Raw genomic sequence first — 25,397 nt, forward strand, 5'->3', positions numbered from 1 at the left:
TGACAAATCTTTTTATCCGACATACGGTGACAAGTGAAAGTTTGTGAACCGGCAGTTTCGAGGAGGTGACCGCCGTGGGTCTGCGCGAACGCAAGAAGCAGCGGACGCGGGACGCCCTGGTCGACGCGGCCCTCGATCTCTTCCTCACCAAGGGCTACGAGGCGACGACTATCGACCAGATCGCCGCCGAGGTGGAGGTCTCGCCCAGGACGTTCTTCCGATACTTCGCCTCGAAGGAGGACGTGGCGCTCTCGCTGACCGCCGACGAGCAGCGGGTGCTCCTCGCCGAACTGGTCGCACGTCCCGAGTCGGAGTCGCCGTTCACCGCTCTGTGTCAGGCGATGCGCTCGTTGCTGAAGATGCTACGAAAGACGGATGACGCGGAAACGGGCAGGTACCTGCGTTGCCAGAAGGTCGTGCACTCCACGCCCGCCCTGCTCGCCGGGGCCATGCGGCTGATCAAGGAGAACGAGCGCAGGCTCGTCGCCGAGGTGGCCCGCAGGCTGGGGACCGACCCGTGGGACCTCCAGCCGAAGTTCATCGTGGCGGTCTTCCTCAGCGTGGCCCTCGCCTGCTTCGACGAGCGCACGCAGGACCCCGTCGTGCTGGCGCGGCGGCTGGAGGACCTGCTCACGCTGGCCGAGCGTTCCCTGTGTCCCGGCTGGGACCTGCCCGCATGCTCCGCACAGACCGCCGGACGCCCGGTCGAGCCCGCCGCGACCACGGGCTGACCCACCCGGCCGCCCGCACCGCCGCCCGCGCAGCCGCCCCGCAGCCGTCCCCGGTCGTCCTCAGAGGAGTACGACGCACCCGCGCTCGCGCAACGGGCCGACACAGGCGAGGGGCTCCTCGAACTTGACCCAGCGCAGGTCGAGCTTCTCCAGCCGCGGCAGCTCCGCGAGCCCGTCGGGCAGCGTGGCGAGACTGGTCGCCCGCAGGTCGAGGTGGGTCAGCTCGGTCAGGCGTACGACGGAGTCGGGCAGCCGCTCCAGGGGATTGCCGCGCAGGTCAAGGTGACGCAGGGCGCGCAGCCCGCCGAGCGACTCGGGCAGCCCGGTGAGGCGGTTGTTCCTGAGGTGCAACTCACGCAGCCCGGTCAGACGGCCGATCGTCTCCGGCAGCGTCGTCAGCCGGTTGTCGTGGATCCGCAGCTCGTGCAGGGCGGTCATGCCGCCGATCGTCTCCGGCAGGGCGGCAAGCCGGTTCTCCGCGAGGTTGAGATAGCCGAGCCGGTCGAGCCGTCCCAGCGAGGCGGGCACCGAGGTGAACCCGTTGTCGCTCAGGTAGAGGTAGTCGGTGAGGCCGGGCAGGTCGCCGATCTCCGCGGCCGGTCACGCCGAGGTCGAGCCGGCTGACGTTTGACACACCGGGACCGGGCACGCCAGGGCAGGGCCCACCGGGATCCTGCACCCCGCGATCCTGCACACCGCGATCCTGCACACCGGGGTCGGACATGGCAGCCGACTCTACCGACGTCCTCCGCCACCCAATCGCGGCGGCCGGGGCCGGTGAACGTTTCATCGGGATGACACGGCCCAGGTGGGGGCCCTCGGAGGGGAATCGCGCTGGTCCGATGGCACGCGCTGCCGAACCGGTTCAGTAGGGCCATGCCCGTCGGCGAGCGCGCGAGAGCCGTCTCCTGTACGGCCTCGGCTCCCGCTGCCTATGGTGCGTTCGGCGTTCCCACCGACGCCGATCCCCCCACCCGAGGTACAGAATGAAAACACGTTTCATCGCCGCGGGCGCGGCCCTCCTCGCCCTCCTGACGTCAGTGCTCGCGATGACCCAGAACGCGCAGGCCGCGACCGGACTCCACGTCAGCGGCACGAGGATCCTCGAAGCCAACGGAAACCAGTTCATCATGCGGGGCACCAGCCACGCCCACACCTGGTACCCCAGCCAGACGAGCTCGTTCGCGAACATCAAGTCCCTGGGCGCGAACACCGTCCGCGTCGTGCTGAGCGGCGGCCGCTGGACGGCCAACACCGCGAGCGATGTCGCCAACGTCATCTCGCTGTGCAAGCAGAACCGGTTAATATGCGTGCTCGAAAACCACGACACCACCGGTTACGGCGAGCAGAGCGGCGCGTACACGCTCGACCAGGCGGTCGACTACTGGGTCGGTCTCAAGAGCGTGCTGACCGGCCAGGAGAACTACGTCGTCATCAACATCGGCAACGAGCCGTACGGCAACAACAACCCGTCCGCCTGGACCAACGCGACCAAGAGCGCGATCAGCAGGATGCGGGCGGCCGGATTCCAGCACCTGCTGATGGTCGACGCGCCCAACTGGGGCCAGGACTGGCAGTTCGTCATGCGCGACAACGCCTCCTCGGTCCTCGACAGCGACCCCCAGAAGAACACCGTCTTCTCGATCCACATGTACGGCGTCTTCGACACGGCGGCCGAGGTCACCGGCTATCTCCAGGCGTTCCAGAACGCCGGCCTGCCGCTGGTGATCGGCGAGTTCGGCAACATGCACTCGGACGGCGACCCCGACGAGGACACGATCATGTCGCAGGCCCAGTCGCGCGGCATCGGCTACCTCGGCTGGTCGTGGAGCGGCAACGGCGGCGGCGTCGAATACCTCGACCAGGTGACGAACTTCAACGTCGACCAGCTCACCTCGTGGGGCCAGCGGCTCTTCAACGGCGCGAACGGCATCAGGCCGACCGCCAGGGAAGCGACGATCTACAGCGGCCAGCCGCCGGTGAGCCCGTCTCCCAGCCCGTCCGTCTCCCCCAGCGCCTCGCCGACCAGATCTCCGAGCGCCAGCCCCAGCCCCTCCCCCACCGGCGGCGCCCGGGGCTGCTCGGCGACGTACACGGTCTCCAACCAGTGGGGCGGCGGCTTCCAGGGTGAGGTGACGGTCAGGGCCGGCTCCAGCGCCATCTCCGGCTGGACCGTGACCTGGACCTACGCCGACGGCCAGGCGATCACCCAGGTGTGGAACGCCACGGTGTCGTCGAGCGGGTCGTCGGTCACCGCCAGGAACGTGAGCTACAACGGCGCCCTCGGCGCCGGAGCGTCCACCTCGTTCGGGTTCCTCGGCTCCTGGAACGGCACCAACTCGGTGCCGGCGGTGAGCTGCACCGCGAGCTGAGACGCGGCGTCCCGCCCACGGCCGGGCGCGCTCCCCGCGCCCGGCCTCCGCGCGTCGCGGCCGGCCAAGGACGGGCGCACCGGCATCACCTGAGCAGGGGGATCAGTTGAGCATGGGGTCGTCGGGGAAGGTGGCGACCAGCGCCAGGTCCCCCTTCTGCCTGCGCAGCACGGTGCGCCACAGCGTGGCCGGGTTCGGGTGGAAGGTGTCGCCCGGCTCGGAGTCCACGACGTACCAGGCTCCCTCCTGGAGCTCGTTTTCGAGCTGCCCGGCGGTCCAGCCCGCGTAACCCGCGAAGATCCGCATCTGGGAGATCTCCCCCGCCAGGATCTCCGGGGGCGCGTCGAGGTCGACCGTGCCGAGGCGCGAGACCGCCGCCCTGCCCTGCAGCCGGCGCCAGCCCAGCGGCTCCTCGCCGCTGAGCACGACGGCGAGGGCGAGGGCGCTGTCCGTCTGCACCGGACCGCCCTCGAACAGCACCGGAGGTCCCGTGACCAGGGCGTCCCAGGAAGGTAAGACCTGGGTCACGGCGATCTCGCTTGGCCTGTTGAGCACCACACCCAACGTGCCGCCGTCCTCGTCGTGCTCCAGGACGAGCACCACGCTACGCCGGAAGTTGGGGTCGTCGAGCAGTGGCGTCGCTACAAGCAACCCGCCGACGTAGATCGCCTCCGCCATACATCCCATCATGAGGGAGGATTGCGGATTCGTGTACGCCGACCCCGGTTTGCCGCGTCATATTACCGACCGCAACGACACTGTCACGGACAGGAACCTTGATCAGGCCTCGGTGAAGCCCCTGGCCCTGCCGCCGGCCGACTCCCGTACGGCAGCCGCCACCGCGTTGGCCACGTCGGGGTGGAAGACGCTCGGGATGATGTAGTTGGGGCCGAGCTCCTCGCTCGATACGACGGCGGCCAGCGCGCGTGCCGCCGCGAGCAGCATCTCCTGCGTGACGCCGCTCGCCTGGGCGTCGAGCAGGCCGCGGAACACGCCCGGGAACGCCAGCACGTTGTTGATCTGGTTGGGGTAGTCGGACCGGCCCGTGGCCACGACCGCCGCGTGCTCGCGGGCCTCGTCCGGGGAGACCTCCGGCTCGGGGTTGGCCAGCGCGAACACCACCGCGTCCTTCGCCATGGCGGCGACGTCGTCCCCGGTGAGGATCCCCGGCGCGGAGACGCCGATGAAGACGTCGGCGCCCTTGACCGCGCCGCGCAGGTCGCCGCCGTACCCTTCGCTGTTGGTGTGCTCGGCGATCCACCGTAGCGAGTCGTCGAGGTCGTCGCGGCCGAGGTGGACCGCGCCGCGATAGTCGCAGACGATGATGTTGCGCGCCCCCGCCGCCAGCAGCAGGCGCAGGACGGCGGTGCCGGCCGCGCCGGCACCGGCCATCGCGATCCGCACCTCGGACATCTCCTTGCCGACGACCTTCAGCGCGTTGGTCAGCGCGGCGAGCACGCAGATGGCGGTGCCGTGCTGGTCGTCGTGGAAGACCGGGATGTCGAGCAGCTCACGCAGCCGCCGCTCCACCTCGAAGCAGCGCGGCGCCGAGATGTCCTCCAGGTTGATGCCGCCGAAGCCCGGCGCGATGGCCCGCACGGTCGAGACGATCTCGTCCACGTCCTGCGTGTCGAGGCAGATGGGCCAGGCGTCGATGCCGGCGAACCGCTTGAAGAGGGCGGCCTTGCCCTCCATCACCGGCAGCGCGGCGGCGGGGCCGATGTTGCCGAGACCCAGGACGGCCGAGCCGTCGGTGACGACGGCGACCGAGTTTCGCTTGATCGTGAGGCGGCGGGCGTCCTCCGGGTTGCGCGCGATCGCCAGGCTGACCCGCGCCACACCCGGGGTGTAGGCCATGGACAGCTCGTCGCGGTTGCGCAGGGGAACCTTCGACTGCATCTCGATCTTGCCGCCGAGGTGCATGAGGAAGGTCCGGTCGGAGACCTTGTGGATCGCGACACCCTCGACCGCGCCGAGGCTGTCGACGATCGACTGCACGTGGTCGGCGTCCTTGGCCGCGCACGTCACGTCGATGCGGAGCTTCTCGTGACCGGCGTTGGTCACGTCGAGGGCGGTTACGACACCGCCCGCGTTCTCCACCGCATGGGTGAGGAGGCTGACCGCCTGGCCCCCTGCGGGCACCTCGAGGCGCACGGTGATCGAGTAGGACACGCTAGGCACGGTGGCCACGTCTATCCGCTCCTTTGCGGGGTAATGCCTGGCCGTGCTCTCCCGGCTGCTCCATTGGGGCGCGGCCTCCGCGTGGCGGCCACGCTCCCGCATCCGGCTGGACGGCTCATGGGTGCTTTCCATCGTGCCATCCCCGGCGGGGTGTTTCAGCCCGTGTCCATACGTTCGCACCCGTCGTACCCGGCCCGCGCCCCGCCACACCGCGTACACGGGGCGGACGCGGGCGAGAACCGGGCGGGAACCGGTCAGAAAAGCGCGCTGGCCAGCGCCCTGCGCGCCCGCGCGACGGACGGGTCGTCGGAGGGCAGCGCGTCGAACAGCCCCAGCAGGTGGAGCCGCGCCTTGTCCCTGTCGGCGCCCCGGGTGCGCCGCACGACCGCGACAAGCCGGTCGAACGCCTCGTCCACCTGGCCGTTCACCATCTCCACGTCGGCGGCCTGGATCTGCAGGTCCACGTCGTCGGCGTTCTCGGCGGCCCGGCGCAGCACGTCGGCAGGGTCGAGGTCCTGCGTGCGCCGCAGCAGCCCGACCCCCGCGAGGCCGATCTTCGCGCCCTCGTCCGACGGCGACCTCGCCAGCAGGCGCTCGTACGCCGCGGCGGCGGCGTCCAGGTCGCCCTTCTCCACGGCCTGCTCGGCCGCCAGGAGCTCGGGGTCGACCGGCGGCTCCTCGGCCTGGCCCTCCGGCGGCGCGGCCAGTTCGACGCCGAGCTGCTCGAACACCTGCGCCAGCGCCTGCCGGAGCTGCGACTCCGGCAGCGGGCCCTCGAACAGGGGCATGAGCTGCCCCTGGAAGGCCAGATAGACGGTGGGCACCGCGCGCATCCGCAGCGCCTGGGCGAGCTGCGGGTCGGCCTCCACGTCCACCCGGGCCAGCACCCACGCGCCCGCCGCCTCGGCGGCGAGCTTCTCCATCACGTCGCTGAACTGCCGGACCTGCTCGGCCCTGCTCACAGTCGCCTCGACGATGACGGGGACGCTCAGCGAGCGCTCCACCACGTCGGCGTTGAAGGTGGCCGAGGTCACCTCGATGACGTCCGCCGAGGCGGCTCCGGCCGGCCCGGCGGCCTCACGCCGCGCCTGGGCCTCGAGTGCCTGCTTGCGTGCGCCGAGGTCCACGGCGCCGTAGAGCGATCCAGGTCGAGAGAACTCCGCTGCCATACCCCCAATCCTGCCGTACGCGCCCGCGTGATCCGTGCGATCCCCACCCCTTCCGCCGGGCGATCGGATCGAAGCGGCTCCGGCCATAGGGTGAACGACACATAAATCGCCATATTGGAAGGACCACGGACATGGCAGTGGAACGGATCGGCCCGCCGAGCATCGCGGATGAGCGCGAGATGCTGCGGGCGTTTCTCGACTACCACCGGGCCACGCTCGCGCTGAAGTGCGACGGGCTGTCGGACGAGCAGCTGCGCCGCAGGTCGATGCCGCCGTCGACGCTCACGCTGCTCGGTCTGGTCCGGCACATGGCCGAGGTCGAGCGCACGTGGTTCCGCCGGGTGATCGCCCAGGAGGACGTGCCGCTCCTGTGGTCGGAGGAGGGCGACTACCAGGCGGCGTACGACCCGGACGGGTCCACCGGCGAGGAGGCGTTCGCCGCCTGGCAGACGGAGGTCGAGCATTCCCGCAGGATCGAGCGCGCGGCGGAGTCCCTCGACGTCACCGCCTACCAGCCCCGGTGGGACGAGGAGGTCTCGCTGCGGCTGGTCATGCTGCACATGATCCACGAGTACGCCCGGCACAACGGCCACGCCGACTTCCTGCGCGAGGGCGTCGACGGGACCGTGGGCGTCTGAGCCGCTTTCCGCTTGCCAGGCGACCGGACCCCTTCTCAGGCAACCGGGCCCCGGACGGTCCCGCGCTCGGAAGATCAGCGCCGAATCCGGGCCGGCGGTCACGCGATGATCCCTCCGCCGATTCGGCGTTCGTGGCGGTTGCCGTCCGATAGAGCCATTATTCGGGCATGACACCGAATCACACCCGGACGCCGAAACACACCTGGACACCGAAACACACCTGGACACCGGATCACACCTGGGACATCGACGACTTCGTCCAGGCCGCCGAGGCGACCGTCGAGGGCCTCGCCGCGTACGTCCGGGAGAGCCAGGACGGCGAGGTGCCGGTGATCCGCCGCACACCGCCCGGGGAGCTGGCCGGACGGCTCGGGCTCGCCCGCTGGATCCGGGAGGGCGGCATGACCCCGGAGACCTACCGGGAGTGGCTCGGCGCCTATCTCGCGGAGGGAACGCGGCTGCACCACCCCGCCTACCTCGCCCACCAGACGGCCGCGCCCGACTTCCCCTCCGCGCTGGCCGACTTCGTCCACGGGGCGATCAACAACCCGATGGCGGTCTACGAGATGGGCGCCGCGGCGGCGACCGCCGAGTTCGAGGTGCTGCGCTGGATGCTCGCCAAGGTCGGTTTCCCCGAGGGCGGCGGGGTGCTCACCCACGGCGGGTCGCTGGCCAACCTGACCGCGATGCTCGCCGCGCGGGCCGCCGCCGCCCCCGACGCGTGGACCGAGGGCGTGCCCGGCGATCTCGCCATCCTCGCGCCGCCGTCGGCGCACTACTCGATCACCCGGGCGGCCGCGATCCTCGGCCTCGGCGAGCGCGCGGTCGTGCCGCTCGACGTGGACGACCTGGGCAGGATCGACGTGGCCCGGCTGCCCGAGGGGCTCGACCGGGCGCGGCGCGCCGGGCGCCGGCCGATGGCCCTGGTCGCCGCCGCCTGCGCCACCGGCACCGGCCTGTACGACGCCCTGCGGCCCATCGGCGAGTTCTGCGCCGAGCACGGCCTGTGGTACCACGTGGACGGCGCGCACGGTGCGTCGGCGCTGCTCAGCGAGGAGCACCGCCACCTGCTCGACGGCATCGACCTGGCCGACTCCGTCATCTGGGACGCCCACAAGATGCTGCGCACCGCCAGCCTCGCGGCGGCCGTGCTCGTACGGCGCGAGGGCGACCTCGACGCGGCGTTCAAGCAGGAGGCCAGCTACCTGTTCTACGGCGACCAGGGGTTCGACCTGATCGGCAGGACCGTGGAGTGCAGCAAGGCCGCGCTCGGGACCAAGGTGTTCCTCAACCTGGCATGGCGGGGCGAGCGGGGCCTGGGCGAGCACGTGGCGGCGCGGTACGCCACCGCGCACCGCTTCTGGGAGCTGGCCCGCGAGCGGCCCGGCTTCCACTGCCCGTACGAGCCGGAGAGCAACATCGTCTGCTTCAGGTATGGCGACGGCGACCAGGCCGAGATCCGCGAGACCCTGCTGGAGGAGGGCTCCTTCCATCTGACTTCGGCCGAGATCGGGGGCGTGCGCCACCTGCGGGTGACGGTCATCGCCCCGGCGACCGACGACAAGACTCTCGAAGCCCTCCTCGACCGCGTCGCCGCGCTGACCTGAGCCCTGTCGTGAGCCCTGTCGCGAGCCCTGTCGCGAGCCCTGTCGCGAGCCCTGTCGCGAGCGCGGTCGTGAGCACTGTCATGGGCGCAGCCGTCAGCACGGACGTCAGCGCGGACGTCAGCACGGCCGTCAGCACGGACGTCAGCGCGGACGTCAGCACGGCCGTCAGCACGGACGTCAGCACGGCCGTCAGCGCGGCCGTCAGCGGGAGAAGAGGTCGATGATCTCGTGACCGCGGCGGGTGCGCAGGATCCACACCTCGCGCCCTCTGCGTTCCCTGCGGATCAGCCCGGCCGCCTCCAGACGGTCGCAGTGATAGGTGATGGCGCTCGGAACCGTACCGGCCAGCGTGGCGAGCTGCCCCATGGTCGCGGGCCGGGCCAGCGACGACAGCAGGCCGGCACGCGCCGGGCCGAGCAGGGAGGCCAGCTCGTCGGCCGCCCGGCGCGCGGGATCGGCCCCGAGCCACAGGGCGTCCGCCCGCGGAAGCGGGTAGGCGATCCAGACGTAGCCAGGCAGATCGAGGTTGAGGATCGTGGCGTCGGGCCCGGAGAGCATGGGCACGAGCACCAGCTTGCGGTCGCCGAGGTCATACCGCGCGGGCTCCTGGTCGCTCATGTAGAGGCTGCCGTCGGCGAACCTGATGCGCTCGCTGAGCGTGCCGAGGAGCGTGTCGAGCGAGCCGCGCACCACCGCCGTGCCGACCCGCTCGACCTCCCGGTCGAGCAGCGGCTGCGCCTGCTCCCACAGTGGCCTGACCGCGGACCAGACGTCGGAGACCGCGCTCGCATAGCCGTTCAGCCACCGGCGCGGCCGGTCGGCGGCCCACCTCCAGTGCTCGGGAACGCGCTCCGGCCCGTACGCCTGCTCCATGTCGTCGAGCAGGGCGTCCGGCCGCATGTCGTGCAGCCAGGCGATCTGGGACTCCACGGAGGCGTCCGACACCGGCGGCAGCGGGACGATCGTGTCCGGCGCCACGGAGTGGCCGGGCTCGCCGAGCGGGCGGCACGACTGCCGGCCCTCGGCGTCGACGGACTCCAGGATCCTGCGCCGCCACCGCTCCGGCAGTCCCCGCCGCCGCACGGCCACCGCGTCCACCAGCAGCGACAGCACCGACACCTGCGGCGAGACCGCGACCGAAACCGCCGGACTGGGGCACAGCCGCAATTCGCTCCACATCTCCGCGCGTCGCACCGCTCCCCCGAGGCACTTCGTCCACTCCGGGCACACCCTAGCCATTCCGTTCGGAACCCCTCGGACGTTTCAAAGATCCGCGAAACGACCGGGCCGTCGCTTGCAGGTTCGTTGAAATGGCCCGGAACCCGCCCTTGGACGGCCCAAGCTGACCGAACGTTGAAATCGTGAGAAAGGACAGCACATGTCTGTTCGGCTCGGCAGGGGCACTGCCACGTTCGGTCTCGCGCTGGCCCTCGCCACCTCGGCGGCGGCCGGCGTCGCCTCCCCCGCTTCGGCCGCCCCGTCGTCGGCCGCGTCGTCGGCCCCGTCGTCGGCCGCGTCGTCGGCCGCGTCATCGGTCACGGCGGCTTCTTCGAGCACGGCCATCCACAAGGTCCGGCTCTACGAACTGACGACCAAGGGCGGCGAGGGCTTCTTCTACACGGCCGACCGGCAGGAGCTGGAGCAGGCCGTCTCCAAACACGGCATGCAGGTGACCCAGACGCCGCTCTACTACATCTCTCGTACGGCCTTCCCCGGCGGCAAGCCCATGTGGCGGCTCCGCTACACGGCCAAGTCGTCCTACCTGGTCACCACCTCCCCGCAGGAGCGCGACCAACTGGTCGGATCGGGCAAGTTCGTGAACGACGGCATCCTCGGCTACGCGGCCGGGGACGGCTGCGCCGCCGGCACGACCAGGGTCTGGCGGCTGAGCAACAACAACAAGTGGCGGCTGGCCGTGGAGTCGCACATGGTCAGCATCGTCAACAACGAGCCCGGCTGGAAGCTCGACGGCCTGGCCCTCAACCACTTCATGTCGTGATCGCTTCCTGCCGCCGGCCGCTGCCCCGGCGACGTTCCGGGCAGCGGGGGCGCCCGGCAGCACTCCGAGGCTTCGGCCGTAGTCCGGGCTTCGGTGGTCGGGCCGGAGCTTAGGAGGTGGTCCGGAGCTTCGGGGGCGCTCCGGGGCAGCGGGGGCGCCCGGCAGCGCTCCGAGGTTTCGGCGGTGGTCCGAGGCTTAGGGGGCGGGTTCGGGGCTTCGGCGGTCGGGCCGGAGCCTGTTCCCGGGACGTCAGGGCGAAGGGCGTCCCGGGAACGCCCGCCTCAGAAGGCGGCCGGCTCGGAGTAGGTGCCCCACTCCTCGCGCAGGACGTCGCAGATCTCGCCCAGCGTGGCCTCGGCCCGTACGGCCTCAAGCATGGGCGGGATCATGTTGTCGTCGCCCTTGGACGCGGCCCGCAGGGCGGCCAGCGCCGCGTCGACGGCCTCCTGGTCGCGCGCGGCGCGCCGCTCGGCCAGCACCCTGCGCTGCTCGACCTCGACCTCATGGCTGATCCGCAGGATCTCCAGCGGCTCCTCCACGCTCGCGGTGTGGCAGTTGACGCCGACGATCTGCTTGTCGCCCTTCTCCAGCTTGCGCTGGTAGTCGAAGGCCGACTCGGCGATCTCGGACATGAACCAGCCGTCCTCGATGCCGCGCAGGATGCCCGAGGTCATCGTGCCGTCGCCGCCCATCTCCCGGATCTTCGTGAAGATCTTCTCCGCCTCGGCCTCCAGCCGGTCGGTCAGCGCCTCGACATACCAGGATCCGCCCAGCGGGTCGACGACGTTGACGACCTCCGTCTCCTCCATGATCACCTGCTGGGTGCGCAGCGCGATCTCGGCGGCCTTCTCCGACGGCAGCGCGAGCACCTCGTCCAGCGCGTTGGTGTGCAGCGAGTTGGTGCCGCCGAGCACGGCCGCCAGCGCCTCGATCGCGGTGCGGACGATGTTGTTGTCGGGCTGCTGCGCGGTCAGCGACACGCCCGCCGTCTGGGTGTGGAAGCGCAGCCACTGCGCCTTCTCGGTGCGCGCGCCGTACACGTCGCGCATCCAGCGGGCCCAGATGCGCCGCGCGGCGCGGAACTTCGCGATCTCCTCGAAGAAGTCGATGTGCGCGTCGAAGAAGAACGACAGGCCCGGCGCGAAAACGTCCACGTCGAGCCCGCGCGACAGGCCGAGCTCGACGTAGCCGAAGCCGTCGGCGAGCGTGAAGGCCAGCTCCTGCGCGGCCGTGGCCCCCGCCTCGCGGATGTGGTAGCCGGACACCGACAGAGGCTTGTACGCCGGGATCTCGGCGGCGCAGAACTCCATCAGGTCGCCGATCAGCCGCAGGTGCGGCTCGGGCGCGAACAGCCACTCCTTCTGGGCGATGTACTCCTTGAAGATGTCCGTCTGGAGCGTGCCGTTCAGCTTGCCCACCGGCACGCCCTGCCGCTCGGCCGCGACCACGTACATGCAGAAGATCGGTACGGCGGGCCCGCTGATGGTCATCGACGTGGTGACGTCGCCGAGCGGGATGCCGTCGAACAGCAGGTCCATGTCGAGGGCCGAGTCGATCGCCACGCCGCAGTGGCCCACCTCGCCGAGCGAGCGGGGGTCGTCGGAGTCGCGGCCCATCAGCGTCGGCATGTCGAACGCCACCGACAGGCCGCCGCCTCCGGCGCCGAGGATCATCTTGTAGCGCTCGTTGGTCTGCCTGGCGTTGCCGAAGCCGGCGAACTGCCGGATGGTCCAGGGACGGCCGCGATAGCCGGTGGCGTACAGGCCGCGGGTGAAGGGGAACTCCCCCGGCCAGCCGATGCGCTCGAACCTGGGGTCGTCCCCGGGCGGGCCGTAGACGGGGTCCACCTCCAGCCCCGACAGGGTGCGGAACTCACGGTCCCGTTTGAAGGCGGCGTCGTAACGCGCCTGCCAGCGGGCCCTGCCCGCCTCGATCGCCTCGGCGCTCGTCGCGTCCGGCTCCATGCGTCCCTCCCCGTGTCTCACTCTTCGAGAAGATACTAGGACGTCCTACTAAATCCGGCCACCACCGGCCTCCTCTCGACTCCCCACCTCCACCATCGTCATGTCACACGTTGGTCGCGAATTGACAGGGACCTTTGACGAGGCCGCTGAATCTTCAACCATGGTCAGCGCCCTTGAAGTCCACATGGAGGTGGATGTGAAGCGCTTGACAGTCGTCGCCGCGACCGCGGCGATGGTGGCGGCAACCCTCGCCACACCCGCGCAGGCCGAACCGGCGGCCGCCGGGTCTGCTGCCCAGACCGAATACGTGGTCCTCTTCAGGGAAGGCGCGGCCGCCGCGGACGCCCAGAAGGCGATCGAAGCGGCGGGCGGCAGCGTGATCAAGGTCAACACCGATGTCGGGCTGGCCACGGTCAGCAGCGCCAACGCCGGTTTCGCCGATGCCCTGCGGGGCTCGGCGGCCATCGAAGGGGTCGCCCGCAACCAGTCGATCGGCAGCGTGCCCGACGACGCCAAGGCGTCCGCCGCCGTGAAGAAGGCCGTGGCCCAGGCCGCCAAGAACCAGGCCGTGGAGAAGGAGGGCCGGGGCGGCGGGCGCTTCACGTGGGGGCGCAGCGTCAAGGACGAGCCGCTGGCCGACCTCCAGTGGGACATGAAGCAGATCCACGCGGACCAGGCCCACCGGTTCGAGCAGGGGGACAAGGGCGTCCTCGTCGGCATCCTCGACACCGGCGTCGACGGCTCCCACCCCGACATCGCGCCGAACTTCGACCGGAGGCTGAGCCGCAACTTCACCGTCGACCTGCCGGCGGACGCCGACGGCACCGAGATCGACGGCCCCTGCGATAGCGACCCCGACGGCTCCTGCACCGACCCGAACGACGTGGACGAGAACGGCCACGGCACCCACGTCGCCTCGTCGATCGCCTCGCCCATCAACAAGCTGGGCGTCTCGGGCGTCGCGCCGAAGGTGACGATCGTCAACCTGCGGGCGGGCCAGGACTCCGGCTACTTCTTCCTCCAGCCCACCGTCGACGCCCTCACCTACGCGGGCAAGATCGGCGTCGACGTGGTCAACATGAGCTACTACGTCGATCCGTGGCTGTTCAACTGCGCGGACAACCCTGCCGACAGCCCCGAGGAGCAGGCCCAGCAGCGGCTGTACATCGCCGCCACCCAGCGGGCGATCGACTACGCCCACGCGCGCGGCGTGACGATCGTCAGCGCGGCCGGCAACGAGGCGATCGACTACACGAAGACGAACGTCGACAGCGGCAGCCCCGACTTCGCCGGTTTCCCCGGCCAGGCCCCCAGGGAGCGGACCATCCCCCCGTCGTGCGTCTCGCTGCCGAGTGAGTCCGAGCACGTGATCTCGGTCTCCGCCACCGGCGTCAGCAAGCGCAAGACGTACTACTCCAGCTACGGCAACCACTACGTCGACGTGGCCTCGCCCGGCGGCGACGTCTACGACACCCCCGGCAACACCAGGGACATCAGCAAGGCCACGCTCGCGGCCTATCCCAAGGCGCTCGCCGTCGCCAACGGCGAGATCGACGCGAACGGCGACCCGACCGTCGAGTACGTCGTGAAGGACTGCAAGGGCTCCACCTGCGGCTACTACCAGTACCTGCAGGGCACCTCGATGGCCTCGCCCCGCGCGGCCGGCGTCGCGGCGCTGATCGTCAGCCGGTACGGCAAGCGCGACCGCGACCGCGGCGGGCTGACCCTGGATCCCGACAAGGTGGAGGCCATCCTCAAGGCCACGGCCACCAGGACGCCGTGCCCGAACCCGCCCGCGTTCACCTACACCCGCATCCTGCCGAGCGGCTCCACCGTGACCGCGACGCACACCTGCGAAGGCGGGCCGTGGGACAACGGCTTCTACGGCAGGGGCATCGTCGACGCCCTGCGCGCCGTCGGCCGCTGACGCGCCGGTTCCTCCCGGGACCGATTCCTCCCGAGGCCGATTCCCCTCGAGGCCGGTACCTCCCGAGGCCGGTTGTTCTCGAGGCCGGTACCTCCCGAGGCCGATTCCCCTCGAGGGCGGGTACCTCTTGGGGCCGGTGGCGCACCACGTGACGTGCGCCACCGGCCCCCTGGGCGGCGCGGACGCCCGGGGGCCCGGCCGCGGCGACCGGGCGGTGGAGATCAGGGCCGTCTCATCGCGACGTACAGTGATCGTGAAGGTGAGATCACGTAATGCCCGCCGCGGCGAACCGCCGACGACCCGCACACGAGCTCCGCACCCCCTACCGCGAAGGAGCCTTCTCGTGCCGATCACGCCGATGCGCACCACGTCACAGGGCCGGGTGAGGATTCCCCTCATGAGCGTCATGAGCGCGGCACTGGCCCTCGCCGTGACGGCCACCGCCGCCCCCGCCACCGCCGCTCCCGCTGACACCGCGGCCGCCACCCCGGCCACCGCCTCTGCCGCTGACACGACTCCCGCCGCCAACACGGCACCCGCCACCCCGGCCACCGCTGATACCACCCCCGCCAGCCCGGCAACCGCCGCCCCCGCCGACGTGGCGCCCCGAGCCGTCGGCGCCGGTGCGCCGCTCGCGTCGCCCACCCCCGCTCCCACCCCGGAGATACCGGACTCGCCTGTGGGCGAGCAGCTCCGCTGGCTCCTGGAGGCGTCCGCGGCCCTTCCGATCCCCGAAGACCAGATCAGCGCGCACTTCAGCGCCGCCTTCCTCGAACAGATCTCACCGGCCCAGCTCAACGGGGTCCTGCAGAGCCTGGGCGGCCTGCGGCTCGAATCGCTGGCCGACGTCACGCCCACAACACTGACCGGGGTGGTCACGACCGGCGTCGGACGTCTTCAGATCTCCATGGCCGTCGACGGCGACGGGAGGATCGCCGCCCTCCTGTTCCAGCAGGAGCAGCGGCCGGCACCGCAGAGCTGGGCCGAGCTCGACCAGCGGCTGCGCGCGCTGGCGCCCCGGGTGGGGTTCCTGGCGGCCGAGATCCGCGGGAACGGCACCTGCCGTCCCGTGCACACCATCGCGCCGGACACTCCGCGGCCGCTCGGTTCGATGTTCAAGCTCTACGTGCTGGGCGCGACGGCCGAGAAGATCAAGAAGGGCCGGCTGTCCTGGGACACGCCCCTGACCATCCGGCCCGACCTGAAGAGCCTGCCGAGCGGCACGCTCCAAGACCGTCCGGACAACAGCACGGTCTCCGTCAGGGAGGCCGCCCAACTGATGATCTCGATCAGCGACAACACGGGCGCCGACCTGCTGATCGACAAGGTCGGCCGTGCCCGCGTGGAGGCCCAGGTGGGGCGGTGGTCCGGCCACACGGCGCTGAACCGGCCGTTCCTCACCACCAGGGAGCTGTTCCTCCTCAAGGGCGCGGACTATCCGCGCCTCGCGAAGAAGTACCTGTCGCTCGACCGCGCCCGGCGTTACCGCTATCTGGCCACGACCGTCGCGCGTACGCCGCTGAGCGCGGTGACGCCCTGGGACCGGCCGCGCGACATCGGCGCGCTGGAATGGTTCGCCTCGCCCGGAGACGTCTGCCGCGCGTTCGCGGGACTGTCCGCGCTGAACACGCCGCCCATCGACGAGATCATGTCGGCCAACGACGCCGGGCTGGGGCTCGACGCCGAGGCCTGGCCCACGGTCTGGTACAAGGGCGGCGGCGAGCCCGGCGTCCTCTCCATGGGCTTCCTCGCCCGTGACGCGGCCGGCAGGACGTACGTGGTGACCGCGCTCACGAGCGATCCCGTCACCGCGTTGGACGAGGCCTCGGCCGCGCCCGAACTGCTGGCCCTGGTGCGAGGCTCGTTCGCGATGCTGGCCCGCAGCTGATCCCTCCGCGACTGATCCCTCGGGCCGCGCCTGATTCCTCGCGCCTGACTCCTCGCGCCTGACTCCTCGCGCCTGCCCCGGGCCGCGCCTGACTCCCCGCGGCCGATCTCCCGGCCCGCGTCAGGAGCTGAAGTCGCCCGCGGCGACGCGCAGGGTCCTGAGCAGGCCGAACATGTCGTCCAGCTCGGCGTCGTCGTACATGCCCATGCAGAAACCCGCGTTCATCAGGTCGGCCGTGGCGCGCCGCACGATGTCCCGGCCCTCGTCGGTGATCTCGGCGAGCACGCCGCGGCCGTCCCGTGGGTTGCGCATGCGGCGCACCAGGCCGGCGCGTTCGAGGCGGTCCACGGTATTGGTCACGCTCGTCGGGTGCACCATCAGCCGCTCGCCGATCTTCGACAGCGGCAGCGACCCGGCCCGGCTGAACGTGAGCAGCACGAGCGCCTCATAACGGGCGAAGGTCAGGTCGTACGGCTTGAGCAGCGTGTCCAGTTGCGCCAGCAGGATCTGATGGGCTCTCATGATCGAAGTCACGGCGGCCATGGCGGACGACGGCCCGAAGGTCGAACGCCATGTCTCGGCCGCCCGCTCGATCGGGTCGAACGGGAGCTTGAGCGGCCGGGGGCCACCCATGGGCGGCGGCTCTGAGCTGGGCGGAACGGACACAGCGATATACGGTAGCGCGACGCCGGCCAAGATCGACCAGTGCACCGAGCGTAACCGAATTCATTCCTTGACCCCAGAACTCCCCCTCGTACGGGTCACGCTCCGTTATGGTTGCCACGTCGAAAGGTGAGGCGGCGGCAAACCCGGCGGCACGGGGAACCCCGTCTGCTAGAGGACGTCTCGCGGACGGGGGTCCGCGGGGAGACGCGTCCGACGGCGGGCGAGGCGAGGCCGGCCGGCGAACCAGCGCCACGGGGAACGGCGTGGGTTCGCGTGCACCGCTCACACAGACACGGGGGAGATTCTCAATGGACAGCATCGCTGTCCCGGCGCCGCATGCGCGCCGGACTTCGGTGGCGTGGCCAGGGGCCGCGCCCTGCTGTGGGTGAGCATAGGGGCGGTTCACGCGGTGAGCTGAGACACGGCGCACTGGTCGCGGCGACCGTGCTGTTCGTGCTCGCGCTCGTCGCCGCGTGGAGCGTCCTCATTCCCGGTTTCATGGACTGGGACGACATAGTGGCGGCCGTCATCGGCTCGCTGCGCCTGACCGGGCCGCTCGGAGCCGCGTTCGCGGCCTGGGTCGCGTTCCGCAGGCGCCGCGCCGAGAAGGGCCGTGTCCTGACGCCGTGGCGGGCCGCCAGGGCGCCGTTGTCGATCATCGCGGTCGTCGCCGGCTCCTTCGGAGCCACCGTGCTGCTGCTCGGGCTGCGCGCCGCGCTGACCGGGCAGGGCGGGCCGCCGCTGCCCGGCGGTCTCGCGATGTCCGTCGCGGGGCTGGGGCTGTACATCGTGATCGGCTGGATCCTCGGCTGGCTCGTGCCGGTCGTCGTCGTCCCGCTGATCGCGGGAGCCGGCACGTTCGGGCTGTTCACCTGGCTGGCCACCGGGCCCAACTGGGCCGACCGGCTCACGCCCGCCACGCGGGAGCCGTACGACCTGCTCTCCGGCGTCAGCGAGACCGCCTACGCGGACCAGACGCTGTGGCTGCTGGGCCTGAGCGCCGCGCTGCTCCTCGGCTGGGTGGCCCTGGTGACCCGGCGCACGCTGGCGCTGGCCGCCGCGGTGATCGCCGTGCTGGCCGCCGGGACCGGCGCGGCCCGGCTCGTCACCGTGCCGCAGGCGGTGCCGGTGAGCGAACGCCTCATCTGTCAGGAATGGCCCATCAACGTCTGCGTCCATCCGGCGCTGCGCGGGGGCCTGGCCGAGCTCGCCACCGTGTTCACCACGCTGGCGCTGAAGCTGGCCGGCACGCCGGCCGCCTTCAAGAGGGTCGAGCAACGGGAGTACGGCGAGGACGACTCCGTGGGACCGGGCGTGATAGTCGTGCACATCGACGATCTCGGGTCCGGGTACGCCCAGCGGGCGGCCGCCGAGTTCCTCGACCGTCTGGCCCACCCCTGCGCGGGAGCCGTGGCCGCGGGCTACCGGGCCATCATCATCGCCTGGCTGCGAGACGTCTCGCTGCCCAGCGGGTCGTTGCGCGAGCACCAGCAGGCGGCCATCTGGTTCTCCGAGCTGAGCAACGCCCAGCGGCAGGACTGGCTGCGCATGTTCTACTCCGACTTCGTCTCCTGCGGCCTGCAGGCGAAGCACTTCGGCGGCGGCACCCATCCCGCCGACCCCGTCGCGTCGCGTTATCCGGTGAACCCCACCCCGACGTACGCGCCGGGCTATCCGGCCGAGCCGTCTCCTTCGGGCATGGCCGTCGCCACCGGCATGCCGACCGGACCCGACTGGGAGCCGGTCACGGACCCGCGCGGCGGCGAGATCGGCCCGGGATGGATCGGCCCGAGTCCGGCCGCCTCCGGGTGGCCGTCTCCCGCCGCCAGTCCCCCGGGTCCGGGCTCCGTCAGTCCCAGCCCCGTCGGTCCGGGCGCTGGCGGTCCGGGCGCTGGCGGTCAGGCTCCGGGCGGGCATGGCTCGACGGGTCACGGCCCGATGGGCCGCCCGGGTTATCCGGGTCCGTGGGACATGCCGAACCGCGGAGGCGCCCGGAGAGGCCGCCCTTGGGGGCCGACCCCCGGACGGTCGCCGCACCCCTGGCGGCCCGGAAGGACCGGCAAGCCCGCCGACCCCGCATCCCCGGACCGCCCGGGAACCCAGGAAAGGCCCGGCGCTCCTGGTGCTTCGAATGGGCAGGGTACGCAGACGCGGCCCGGCGGCGTCGGCGCGAGCCCTTCGCCCGCTCCGGATCGTTCCGGCCGCGCGCGTCCCGGCGGTGCCAGCCCTTCGCCCGCCCAGGACCACCGTCACGGCAGGCGACGGTCCGGCGGCACACCTCCCGGCCGCGACGGCCGCGCCGGACGCACCACCACGCGCCCCGGCGACGCCGGTCGCGCCACCCCTGCCCCGCATCCAACCGCCGACACCGACGCCCACGACACGATCCCCGAGGACGACCCCGGCGTACCCGGCGCGCTCCTGGCACCCGTCGTGTAGCCCGCCCCCCCCCGGCGAGAGAGGACAAGCCCCCGGCCCCGCCCACATAGGCCGATAGGCCCCAGAGGTCGCACCCCGCACGCTCCGCACCGCGCACCACCCCGCGCCCCGCACGGTCCCTACCCCGTGCGGGGCAGAACCCGGCCCGGGCAGGCCGTCGAACGTACAGACGAGGCCGCACCCCCACCACCCGCGCCGGCGCAGTCCGCACCCCATGCGGGGGCAGAACCCGGCACGGGCAGGCCGCCGAACCTACAAACGAGGCCGCACCCCCCACCACCCGCGCCCGGCGCAGTCCGCACTCCGCGCCGGGCATGGCGGGAGCCGCCAAGGCACCGCAGGCGGCGTGAGCGCGGCGGCGGCAACCCGCCCGCTGCCGACAGGCGACACGCTCGCACAGCAGGTGCGCACCAACGTCGAGCATGGGGCGGCCGGCTGTTGCCGAGCGGGCCCGAGCGCCGCCGAGAAGGCCGGTTCGGTTATCGGTCCGGACCGGCGATGAGTTTGAGAAGACCGAAACACGGCCCACGAGCGGACGCGATCTTGTCCCGCGTGAGATCGCGGAAATACCGGGAAGATTCCCCCCGTGGACCGTCAGACCCGTCCCTCATTCGCGCCGGCCGACGCCGGCGCCGCCGCCACCGACGCCACGGCGAGCGCCGCGGCCCCCGCCCCCCGCTCGCGGCGCGGCTGGCGGGTGCTCGCCGGCCTGCTGTTCGTGGTCCTGCTGCTCGTGGTCGGCGCGCGGCTGACCTGGTCCTGGCTCGATCCGCTGGGCGAGCGCACCGTCGACCGCAGTGGGCCCGCGCTGCTGCGGTCGGTGCAGAACCTGAGCCGCTTCGAGGCCGCGACCGGCGACTTCCAGGTCATCGTCGACCTGGAGAAGGACGCCAGGTTCCTCCCTGACGCGATCAAGGGCTCCCGCACGCTCTTCGTGGGCGCCGGGACCGTGGACGCCTACGTGGACTTCTCCACGCTGCCCAAGGACGCCTTCACGGTCTCCCCCGACCGCACGACCGTGACGGTGCGGCTGCCGCACGCCGAGCTGGAGAAGCCCAACCTCGACAACAAGCGGTCGTACGTCTTCGCCCAGGAGCGGGGCATCTTCGACCGGATCTCCGACTTCCTGTCGTCGTCGCCACAGAACCAGCAGGAGCTCTACGTGCTGGCCGAACGCAAGATCGGCGACGCCGCCGCCGCGAGCGACCTGCGTTCCCGGGCCGACCAGAACACCAAGGCCATGCTTGAGGGCATGCTGAGGTCCCTCGGCTTCACGACGGTCACGGTCAAATACGACGGCGAGCCCTGACCCGTCGGCCGCCGCGATGCGAGAGCCGTACGGGCCGGGGCTGGGCGCGGCACCTGGGCGCGCCGCGGCATCTCGGCGCGCCACAGCACCTCGGCGCGCCACAGCACCTCGGCGCGCCACAGCACCTCGGCGCAGCGCGGCCCGGTGGCTCAGCACAAGCCGACGGCTCAGCGCAGTGCGGCGATGAGGTCGTCGGCGGCGGCGTAGGGGTCGGTCTCCGCGGCGAGCAGCCGCTCGGCGAGCACGTCGAGACGGTCACCGTGGAGCACGGCGAAGCGCGACCGGAGCTGGGCCAGCGCGATGGCCTCGATCTCGTCGCGTGCCCTGGCCAGCCGCCGCCTGCGGGCCTCTCCGGACTCCTCCAGGTAGGCCTGGTGCTTGTCCAGCGCGGCCAGCAGGTCGTCCACGCCCTCACCCTTGGAGGCGACGGTCGTGACGATCGGGGGCCTCCAGGGCGCCTCCACGAGGGCCGTCATGGTCCGCAGCTCCCGCACGGTCGTCTGGACGCCGTCGCGGTCGGCCTTGTTCACGACCAGGACGTCGGCGACCTCGAGGATGCCCGCCTTGGCGGCCTGCACGCCGTCGCCCATGCCCGGCGCGAGGATGACGACGGTCGTGTCGGCCAGGTGAGCGATCTCCACCTCGGCCTGCCCGACGCCGACCGTCTCGACGAGGATGACGTCGCACCCCGCGGCCTCCAGCACGCGCAGCGCCTGCGGCGTGGCCCACGCGAGCCCGCCCAGGTGCCCTCGGCTCGACATGCTGCGGATGAAGACACCGGGGTCGGTCGCGTGGTCCTGCATGCGTACGCGGTCTCCGAGCAGGGCGCCGCCGGTGAACGGGCTGGACGGGTCGACCGCCAGCACCCCCACCGTGCTGCCGCGCCTGCGGAACGCCCGGATGAGCATGCCGGTCGAGGTCGACTTGCCGACGCCGGGGGAGCCGGTCAGGCCGATGACCCTGGCGGGGTGCGGCCGGGCGCCGCCGGTGGCGAGCTCCGCCATCGCCTCGCGCAGCGCACGGCTCGCCGTCGTGTCTCCCCCGGCGGAGGCACCGCTCTGACCGCCGTTCGCGGCGGTTTCGGCGTTTTCGACGGCGTTCTCCACCAGCGAGATCAGCCGGGCGACGGCGCGCGGCCGGCCCTGCCGCGCCTGACCGACAAGCTCACGGACGTCCACCTGCGGCTCCGATCAGGCGCCGGGCGCGGGAACCCGGATGATCAGCGCGTCGCCCTGGCCGCCACCGCCGCACAGGCCGGCCGCGCCGAGGCCGCCGCCGCGCCGCTTCAGCTCGTGGGCCAGCGTCAGCACGATCCGGGCGCCGGACGCGCCGATCGGGTGGCCGAGCGCGATGCCGCCGCCGTTGACGTTGATCTTGTCGAGCGGGACGCCGAGCTCCTTCGCCGACTGCAGCACGACCTGGGCGAACGCCTCGTTGATCTCCAGCAGGTCGAGGTCGCCCACGGTCAGCCCCTGCTTGGCCAGCGCCTGCTTGATGGCGTTGGCGGGCTGGGACTGCAGCGAGTTGTCCGGCCCGGCCACGTTGCCGTGCGCGCCGATCTCCGCCAGCCATTCGAGGCCCAGTTCCTCGGCCTTGGCCTTCGACATCACCACCACGGCGACGGCGCCGTCGGAGATCTGCGAGGACGATCCGGCCGTGATGGTGCCGTCCTTGGTGAACGCCGGCCGCAGCTTCGCCAGGACCTCGACCGTGGTGTCCTTGCGGATGCCCTCGTCGGCGGAGAAGAGCACGGGGTCGCCCTTCCGCTGCGGCAGCGGCACCGGGACGATCTCGTCGTCGAACAGGCCCTTCTCCGTGGCCTCGGCGGCGCGCTGGTGCGACCGCGCCGAGAACTCGTCCTGCTCCTCCCGGGTCAGGCCGAGCCTGGCGTTGTGGCGCTCGGTCGACTCCCCCATCGCGATCTGGTCGAACGCGTCGGTGAGCCCGTCGTGGGCCATCGCGTCCAGGATGCCCGTGCCGCCGTACTTCACGCCCTCGCGCAGGCCGGGCAGCAGGTGCGGCGCGTTGGTCATCGACTCCATGCCGCCCGCGACGACGATGTCGAACTCGCCCGCGCGGATGAGCTGGTCGGCCAGCGCGATCGCGTCGAGGCCCGACAGGCAGACCTTGTTGATGGTGAGGGAGGGCACCGTCATGGGAATGCCGGCCTTCACCGCCGCCTGGCGCGAGGGGATCTGACCGGCCCCGGCCTGGAGCACCTGCCCCATGATCACATACTGGACCTTGTCGGGGGAGACACCGGCGCGCTCCAGCGCGGCCTTGATCGCGATCCCGCCCAGTTCGACGGCGGACAGATCGGAGAGCGAGCCGAGGAGCCGTCCGATCGGTGTGCGTGCTCCGGCGACGATGACGGAACCAGACATTGAGACCCTCCACTACGAGATCGGGGCGACGGTGTCACCATACCCATGAGTAGGGCGGCCGCCCGGACGCGGGCGGCACGACGGGAACGCGGAGGAGACGGCGATGCTGCTGCGGATCGATCACGTGGGTGTGGCCTGCCACAACCTGGAGGAGAAGATCGAGTTTTACGAGTCCGTCTTCGGCCTGACCGTCGTCAGCCGGGAGGTGAACGAGGAGCAGGGCGTCCGCGAGGCCATGCTGCACGTCGCCGACGGCGCCCAGGGCGCGTCATATGTCCAGCTTCTCGAACCGCTGCACCCCGACACAGCGGTGGGCAGGTTCCTCGCCAAGCGGGGCGAGGGCGTGCATCATATCGGGTACGGCGTGGCGGACGTCACCAAAGCCCTGGAGGAGATCGGGGCGAAGGGCGTGCGCCTGATCGACGAGCGGCCCAGGCATGGGTCGATGGGAGCCTCGATCGCGTTCCTGCATCCGAAGGACGTGGGAGGGGTTCTCACCGAGCTCGTCGAGACGTCCAGGCGCTAAGTAAACGCAAGAAACGTTCATACGTAACAAGTCGCGCAGAAAGTCGGAGGGGGCCTCCAACGCGGCAGTACCGGAGTACGCTGGCGTACCACCGGACGTGGACGCCACACCGGCTTCCTCGCCTCGGAACCGACCCCCCGTCCGGCCCCCTGTAGCCGTCTCGACAACCAGGATCGAGCCTCATGCAGTCCGACATCGACGCCCAGCTGAACAACTTCTTCGAGGACGCCCCATCTCGCGAATTCGACGTGGTGCTCCGGGGTTATGACCGGCACCAGGTCCACGACCACCTGAAGACCCTCGACACCGAACTGCGTCAGGCCAAGGAACAGATCGGCGCCCTTCAGCGGGAGCTTTCCGACTCGCAGCGCCAGCTCCAGGAGCAGGAGCGGCCGACGTACTCGGGTCTCGGCGCCCGCATCGAGCAGTTGCTCAGGCTCGCGGAGGAGCAGGCCACCGAGCTCGTCCAGGCGGCCAGGTCGGAGGCGAACGAGATCCGCGCCGCCGCCAAGGTGGACGCCGCCGACCTGCGGGCGGCAGCGGAGAACGAGGCGGCGGAGAAGCGGGCGCTGGCGGCGCGCGAGGCCGAGGAGATGCGCAGCACCGCCGAGCGCGACGCGGAGGAGATCCGGTCGACGGCCCGGCGCGAGTCCGACGAGCTGACCGCCACCACCGAGCGCGAGGTCGCCAAGATCCGCGCCACCGCCGACCACGAGGTCGCGGAGAAGCGGGCGGACGCCGAGCGCGAGATCGCCAAGCTGCGCACCACGACCGAGCGCGAGGTGGCCCAGCTGCGGGCCTCGACCAAGCGCGAGCGCGACGAGGTGCTCACCACCGCCAAGCGTCAGGCGGACGAGATGCGGGCCCAGGCGCAGCGGATCCTGGAGGAGTCGGAGGCCAAGCGGGCCCAGGACGAGGCGGAGTTCGAGATCCAGCTCGCCGCCCGCCGCGAGGAGGCCGAGCGCCAGGAGGCCGAGCGCCACGCCACCGCCCAGGCCAACACCCAGAAGCTGGTCGCCGAGGCCGAGCAGCGCGCCGCCACGGCCGAGCAGCGGGCCGCCAAGGCCACGCAGCAGGCCGAGCAGACCCGCCGCGAGGCCGACACCCACGCCAAGCAGCTGCTGGCCAACGCCCGCAAGAACGCCGACCAGCTCGTGGCCGACGCCAAGGCCAGCGCCGACACGATCGTGACCGAGGCCAAGAACGAGGCCGAGCGCACCCGTACGGCGATGCAGCGCCAGGTGGACGAGCTCACCCGCCAGCGCGACAGCATCACCAGCCACCTCGCCCAGCTCCGCCAGCTGCTGGGCGGCGCCCCGCTGCCGGGCATGGACCCGGAGCCGGCGCCCGTCACCGCGGCCCCGCCGAAGCCGGCCCTGTCGGCTCCGCCGGTCGTGGAGAAGCCGTCCGTGCCCGCCACGCCGTCCGTCGAGCCGATCAGCTCCACCAAGAGCGACGACGACGCGGAGTGGTGGCAGGAGTAGCCACCGGCGCACAGGCGCACATCGGGGAGTCTGACGGCTGAACGAACGGGGCCCGGCAATACCGGGCCCCGTTCTAATGCCCGCCCCCCGACCCGCGTCTGGGCAGAAGATCC

The 25,397-nt window shown here is 71.5% G+C and carries 20 protein-coding genes; 11 read left to right on the forward strand and 9 right to left on the reverse strand.

The window, feature by feature from the left end:
• The first annotated feature begins 65 nt into the window (after positions 1-65).
• A complete protein-coding gene (locus HCK04_RS11245; protein ID WP_142647119.1) occupies positions 66-731 on the forward strand; it encodes a TetR family transcriptional regulator in 666 nt (221 codons plus the stop codon).
• 60 nt (positions 732-791) lie between these two features.
• Here the strand turns inward: HCK04_RS11245 and HCK04_RS11250 are convergent, their stop codons facing one another.
• Positions 792-1,319 carry a leucine-rich repeat domain-containing protein gene (locus tag HCK04_RS11250; RefSeq protein WP_142647120.1) on the reverse strand — a complete coding sequence of 176 codons (528 nt, stop codon included), beginning with the start codon at positions 1,317-1,319 and terminating at the stop codon, positions 792-794.
• Between the two features lie 398 nt (positions 1,320-1,717).
• Here HCK04_RS11250 and HCK04_RS11255 point away from each other — a divergent pair, with 398 nt between their 5' ends.
• Positions 1,718-3,103, forward strand: a complete 1,386-nt coding sequence (locus tag HCK04_RS11255; protein ID WP_142647121.1) for a cellulase family glycosylhydrolase — start codon at positions 1,718-1,720, stop codon at positions 3,101-3,103.
• A 102-nt stretch (positions 3,104-3,205) separates the two neighbouring features.
• On the opposite strand, the gene HCK04_RS11260 is transcribed toward HCK04_RS11255, so the two are convergent.
• The 3 genes from HCK04_RS11260 to HCK04_RS11270 form a co-directional block, all read right to left on the reverse strand.
• A complete protein-coding gene (locus HCK04_RS11260; protein ID WP_142647122.1) occupies positions 3,206-3,781 on the reverse strand; it encodes a YqgE/AlgH family protein in 576 nt (191 codons plus the stop codon).
• Positions 3,782-3,883: 102 nt separating this feature from the next.
• Positions 3,884-5,293, reverse strand: a complete 1,410-nt coding sequence (locus tag HCK04_RS11265) for an NAD-dependent malic enzyme (protein WP_142647123.1) — start codon at positions 5,291-5,293, stop codon at positions 3,884-3,886.
• A 245-nt stretch (positions 5,294-5,538) separates the two neighbouring features.
• Positions 5,539-6,453: a tetratricopeptide repeat protein gene (locus tag HCK04_RS11270; RefSeq protein WP_142647124.1), complete on the reverse strand. Its 915-nt coding sequence runs from the start codon at positions 6,451-6,453 to the stop codon at positions 5,539-5,541.
• 131 nt (positions 6,454-6,584) lie between these two features.
• Between HCK04_RS11270 and HCK04_RS11275 the strand changes: the two genes are divergently transcribed.
• Complete coding sequence (locus tag HCK04_RS11275; RefSeq protein ID WP_142647125.1) at positions 6,585-7,091, forward strand: DinB family protein; 507 nt, start codon at positions 6,585-6,587, stop codon at positions 7,089-7,091.
• A gap of 167 nt (positions 7,092-7,258) precedes the next feature.
• Complete coding sequence (locus HCK04_RS11280; protein WP_142647126.1) at positions 7,259-8,698, forward strand: pyridoxal-dependent decarboxylase; 1,440 nt, start codon at positions 7,259-7,261, stop codon at positions 8,696-8,698.
• A gap of 201 nt (positions 8,699-8,899) precedes the next feature.
• On the opposite strand, the gene HCK04_RS44140 is transcribed toward HCK04_RS11280, so the two are convergent.
• On the reverse strand, positions 8,900-9,892 hold the full coding sequence (locus HCK04_RS44140; protein WP_142647127.1) for a MarR family transcriptional regulator: 993 nt from the start codon (positions 9,890-9,892) through the stop codon (positions 8,900-8,902).
• A gap of 184 nt (positions 9,893-10,076) precedes the next feature.
• Between HCK04_RS44140 and HCK04_RS11290 the strand changes: the two genes are divergently transcribed.
• A complete protein-coding gene (locus HCK04_RS11290) occupies positions 10,077-10,697 on the forward strand; it encodes a hypothetical protein (RefSeq protein WP_142647128.1) in 621 nt (206 codons plus the stop codon).
• A gap of 281 nt (positions 10,698-10,978) precedes the next feature.
• Here the strand turns inward: HCK04_RS11290 and HCK04_RS11295 are convergent, their stop codons facing one another.
• A complete protein-coding gene (locus HCK04_RS11295) occupies positions 10,979-12,661 on the reverse strand; it encodes a methylmalonyl-CoA mutase family protein (RefSeq protein WP_142647129.1) in 1,683 nt (560 codons plus the stop codon).
• Positions 12,662-12,857: 196 nt separating this feature from the next.
• Here HCK04_RS11295 and HCK04_RS11300 point away from each other — a divergent pair, with 196 nt between their 5' ends.
• Both HCK04_RS11300 and HCK04_RS11305 read left to right on the forward strand, forming a co-directional pair.
• Complete coding sequence (locus HCK04_RS11300; protein WP_260617202.1) at positions 12,858-14,588, forward strand: S8 family serine peptidase; 1,731 nt, start codon at positions 12,858-12,860, stop codon at positions 14,586-14,588.
• Positions 14,589-14,985: 397 nt separating this feature from the next.
• Positions 14,986-16,476 (forward strand): serine hydrolase, encoded by a 1,491-nt coding sequence (locus HCK04_RS11305; protein ID WP_168065838.1) that lies wholly within the window; start codon positions 14,986-14,988, stop codon positions 16,474-16,476.
• A 120-nt stretch (positions 16,477-16,596) separates the two neighbouring features.
• Here HCK04_RS11305 and HCK04_RS11310 read toward each other — a convergent pair whose 3' ends face one another.
• The gene (locus HCK04_RS11310) at positions 16,597-17,109 is read right to left on the reverse strand and encodes a MarR family transcriptional regulator (RefSeq protein WP_142647131.1); all 513 of its coding nucleotides are present in this window, start codon (positions 17,107-17,109) and stop codon (positions 16,597-16,599) included.
• Positions 17,110-17,523: 414 nt separating this feature from the next.
• Between HCK04_RS11310 and HCK04_RS11315 the strand changes: the two genes are divergently transcribed.
• Together HCK04_RS11315 and HCK04_RS11320 are read left to right on the forward strand one after the other, a co-directional pair.
• Entirely contained in the window at positions 17,524-19,581 is a 2,058-nt protein-coding gene (locus HCK04_RS11315; protein WP_142647132.1) for a hypothetical protein, read from the forward strand.
• A 586-nt stretch (positions 19,582-20,167) separates the two neighbouring features.
• A complete protein-coding gene (locus HCK04_RS11320; protein WP_260617203.1) occupies positions 20,168-20,890 on the forward strand; it encodes a DUF4230 domain-containing protein in 723 nt (240 codons plus the stop codon).
• A gap of 167 nt (positions 20,891-21,057) precedes the next feature.
• Here HCK04_RS11320 and meaB read toward each other — a convergent pair whose 3' ends face one another.
• Positions 21,058-22,068, reverse strand: a complete 1,011-nt coding sequence (gene meaB, locus HCK04_RS11325) for a methylmalonyl Co-A mutase-associated GTPase MeaB (protein ID WP_142647133.1) — start codon at positions 22,066-22,068, stop codon at positions 21,058-21,060.
• A 12-nt stretch (positions 22,069-22,080) separates the two neighbouring features.
• Positions 22,081-23,274 carry an acetyl-CoA C-acetyltransferase gene (locus HCK04_RS11330; protein WP_142647134.1) on the reverse strand — a complete coding sequence of 398 codons (1,194 nt, stop codon included), beginning with the start codon at positions 23,272-23,274 and terminating at the stop codon, positions 22,081-22,083.
• 103 nt (positions 23,275-23,377) lie between these two features.
• Between HCK04_RS11330 and mce the strand changes: the two genes are divergently transcribed.
• Both mce and HCK04_RS11340 read left to right on the forward strand, forming a co-directional pair.
• Positions 23,378-23,800: a methylmalonyl-CoA epimerase gene (gene mce, locus HCK04_RS11335; protein ID WP_142647135.1), complete on the forward strand. Its 423-nt coding sequence runs from the start codon at positions 23,378-23,380 to the stop codon at positions 23,798-23,800.
• Between the two features lie 182 nt (positions 23,801-23,982).
• The gene (locus HCK04_RS11340) at positions 23,983-25,284 is read left to right on the forward strand and encodes a DivIVA domain-containing protein (RefSeq protein ID WP_142647136.1); all 1,302 of its coding nucleotides are present in this window, start codon (positions 23,983-23,985) and stop codon (positions 25,282-25,284) included.
• Positions 25,285-25,397: the final 113 nt, after the last annotated feature.

The sequence above is a fragment of the Microbispora sp. CL1-1 genome, assembly GCF_012034195.1.
Lineage (GTDB): Bacteria > Actinomycetota > Actinomycetes > Streptosporangiales > Streptosporangiaceae > Microbispora.

What these genes read in the sequence shown, in the direction of transcription:
- HCK04_RS11290 (WP_142647128.1), top strand. Translation starts at nt 10,077, where the DNA reads ATGTCTGTTCGGCTCGGCAGGGGCACTGCCACGTTCGGTCTCGCGCTG.
- HCK04_RS11275 (WP_142647125.1), top strand. Translation starts at nt 6,585, where the DNA reads ATGGCAGTGGAACGGATCGGCCCGCCGAGCATCGCGGATGAGCGCGAG.
- HCK04_RS11305 (WP_168065838.1), top strand. Translation starts at nt 14,986, where the DNA reads ATGAGCGTCATGAGCGCGGCACTGGCCCTCGCCGTGACGGCCACCGCC.
- HCK04_RS11280 (WP_142647126.1), top strand. Translation starts at nt 7,259, where the DNA reads ATGACACCGAATCACACCCGGACGCCGAAACACACCTGGACACCGAAA.
- HCK04_RS11255 (WP_142647121.1), top strand. Translation starts at nt 1,718, where the DNA reads ATGAAAACACGTTTCATCGCCGCGGGCGCGGCCCTCCTCGCCCTCCTG.
- HCK04_RS11310 (WP_142647131.1), bottom strand. Translation starts at nt 17,109, where the DNA reads ATGGGTGGCCCCCGGCCGCTCAAGCTCCCGTTCGACCCGATCGAGCGG.
- mce (WP_142647135.1), top strand. Translation starts at nt 23,378, where the DNA reads ATGCTGCTGCGGATCGATCACGTGGGTGTGGCCTGCCACAACCTGGAG.
- HCK04_RS11295 (WP_142647129.1), bottom strand. Translation starts at nt 12,661, where the DNA reads ATGGAGCCGGACGCGACGAGCGCCGAGGCGATCGAGGCGGGCAGGGCC.
- HCK04_RS11260 (WP_142647122.1), bottom strand. Translation starts at nt 3,781, where the DNA reads ATGGCGGAGGCGATCTACGTCGGCGGGTTGCTTGTAGCGACGCCACTG.
- HCK04_RS11340 (WP_142647136.1), top strand. Translation starts at nt 23,983, where the DNA reads ATGCAGTCCGACATCGACGCCCAGCTGAACAACTTCTTCGAGGACGCC.
- HCK04_RS11330 (WP_142647134.1), bottom strand. Translation starts at nt 23,274, where the DNA reads ATGTCTGGTTCCGTCATCGTCGCCGGAGCACGCACACCGATCGGACGG.
- HCK04_RS11270 (WP_142647124.1), bottom strand. Translation starts at nt 6,453, where the DNA reads ATGGCAGCGGAGTTCTCTCGACCTGGATCGCTCTACGGCGCCGTGGAC.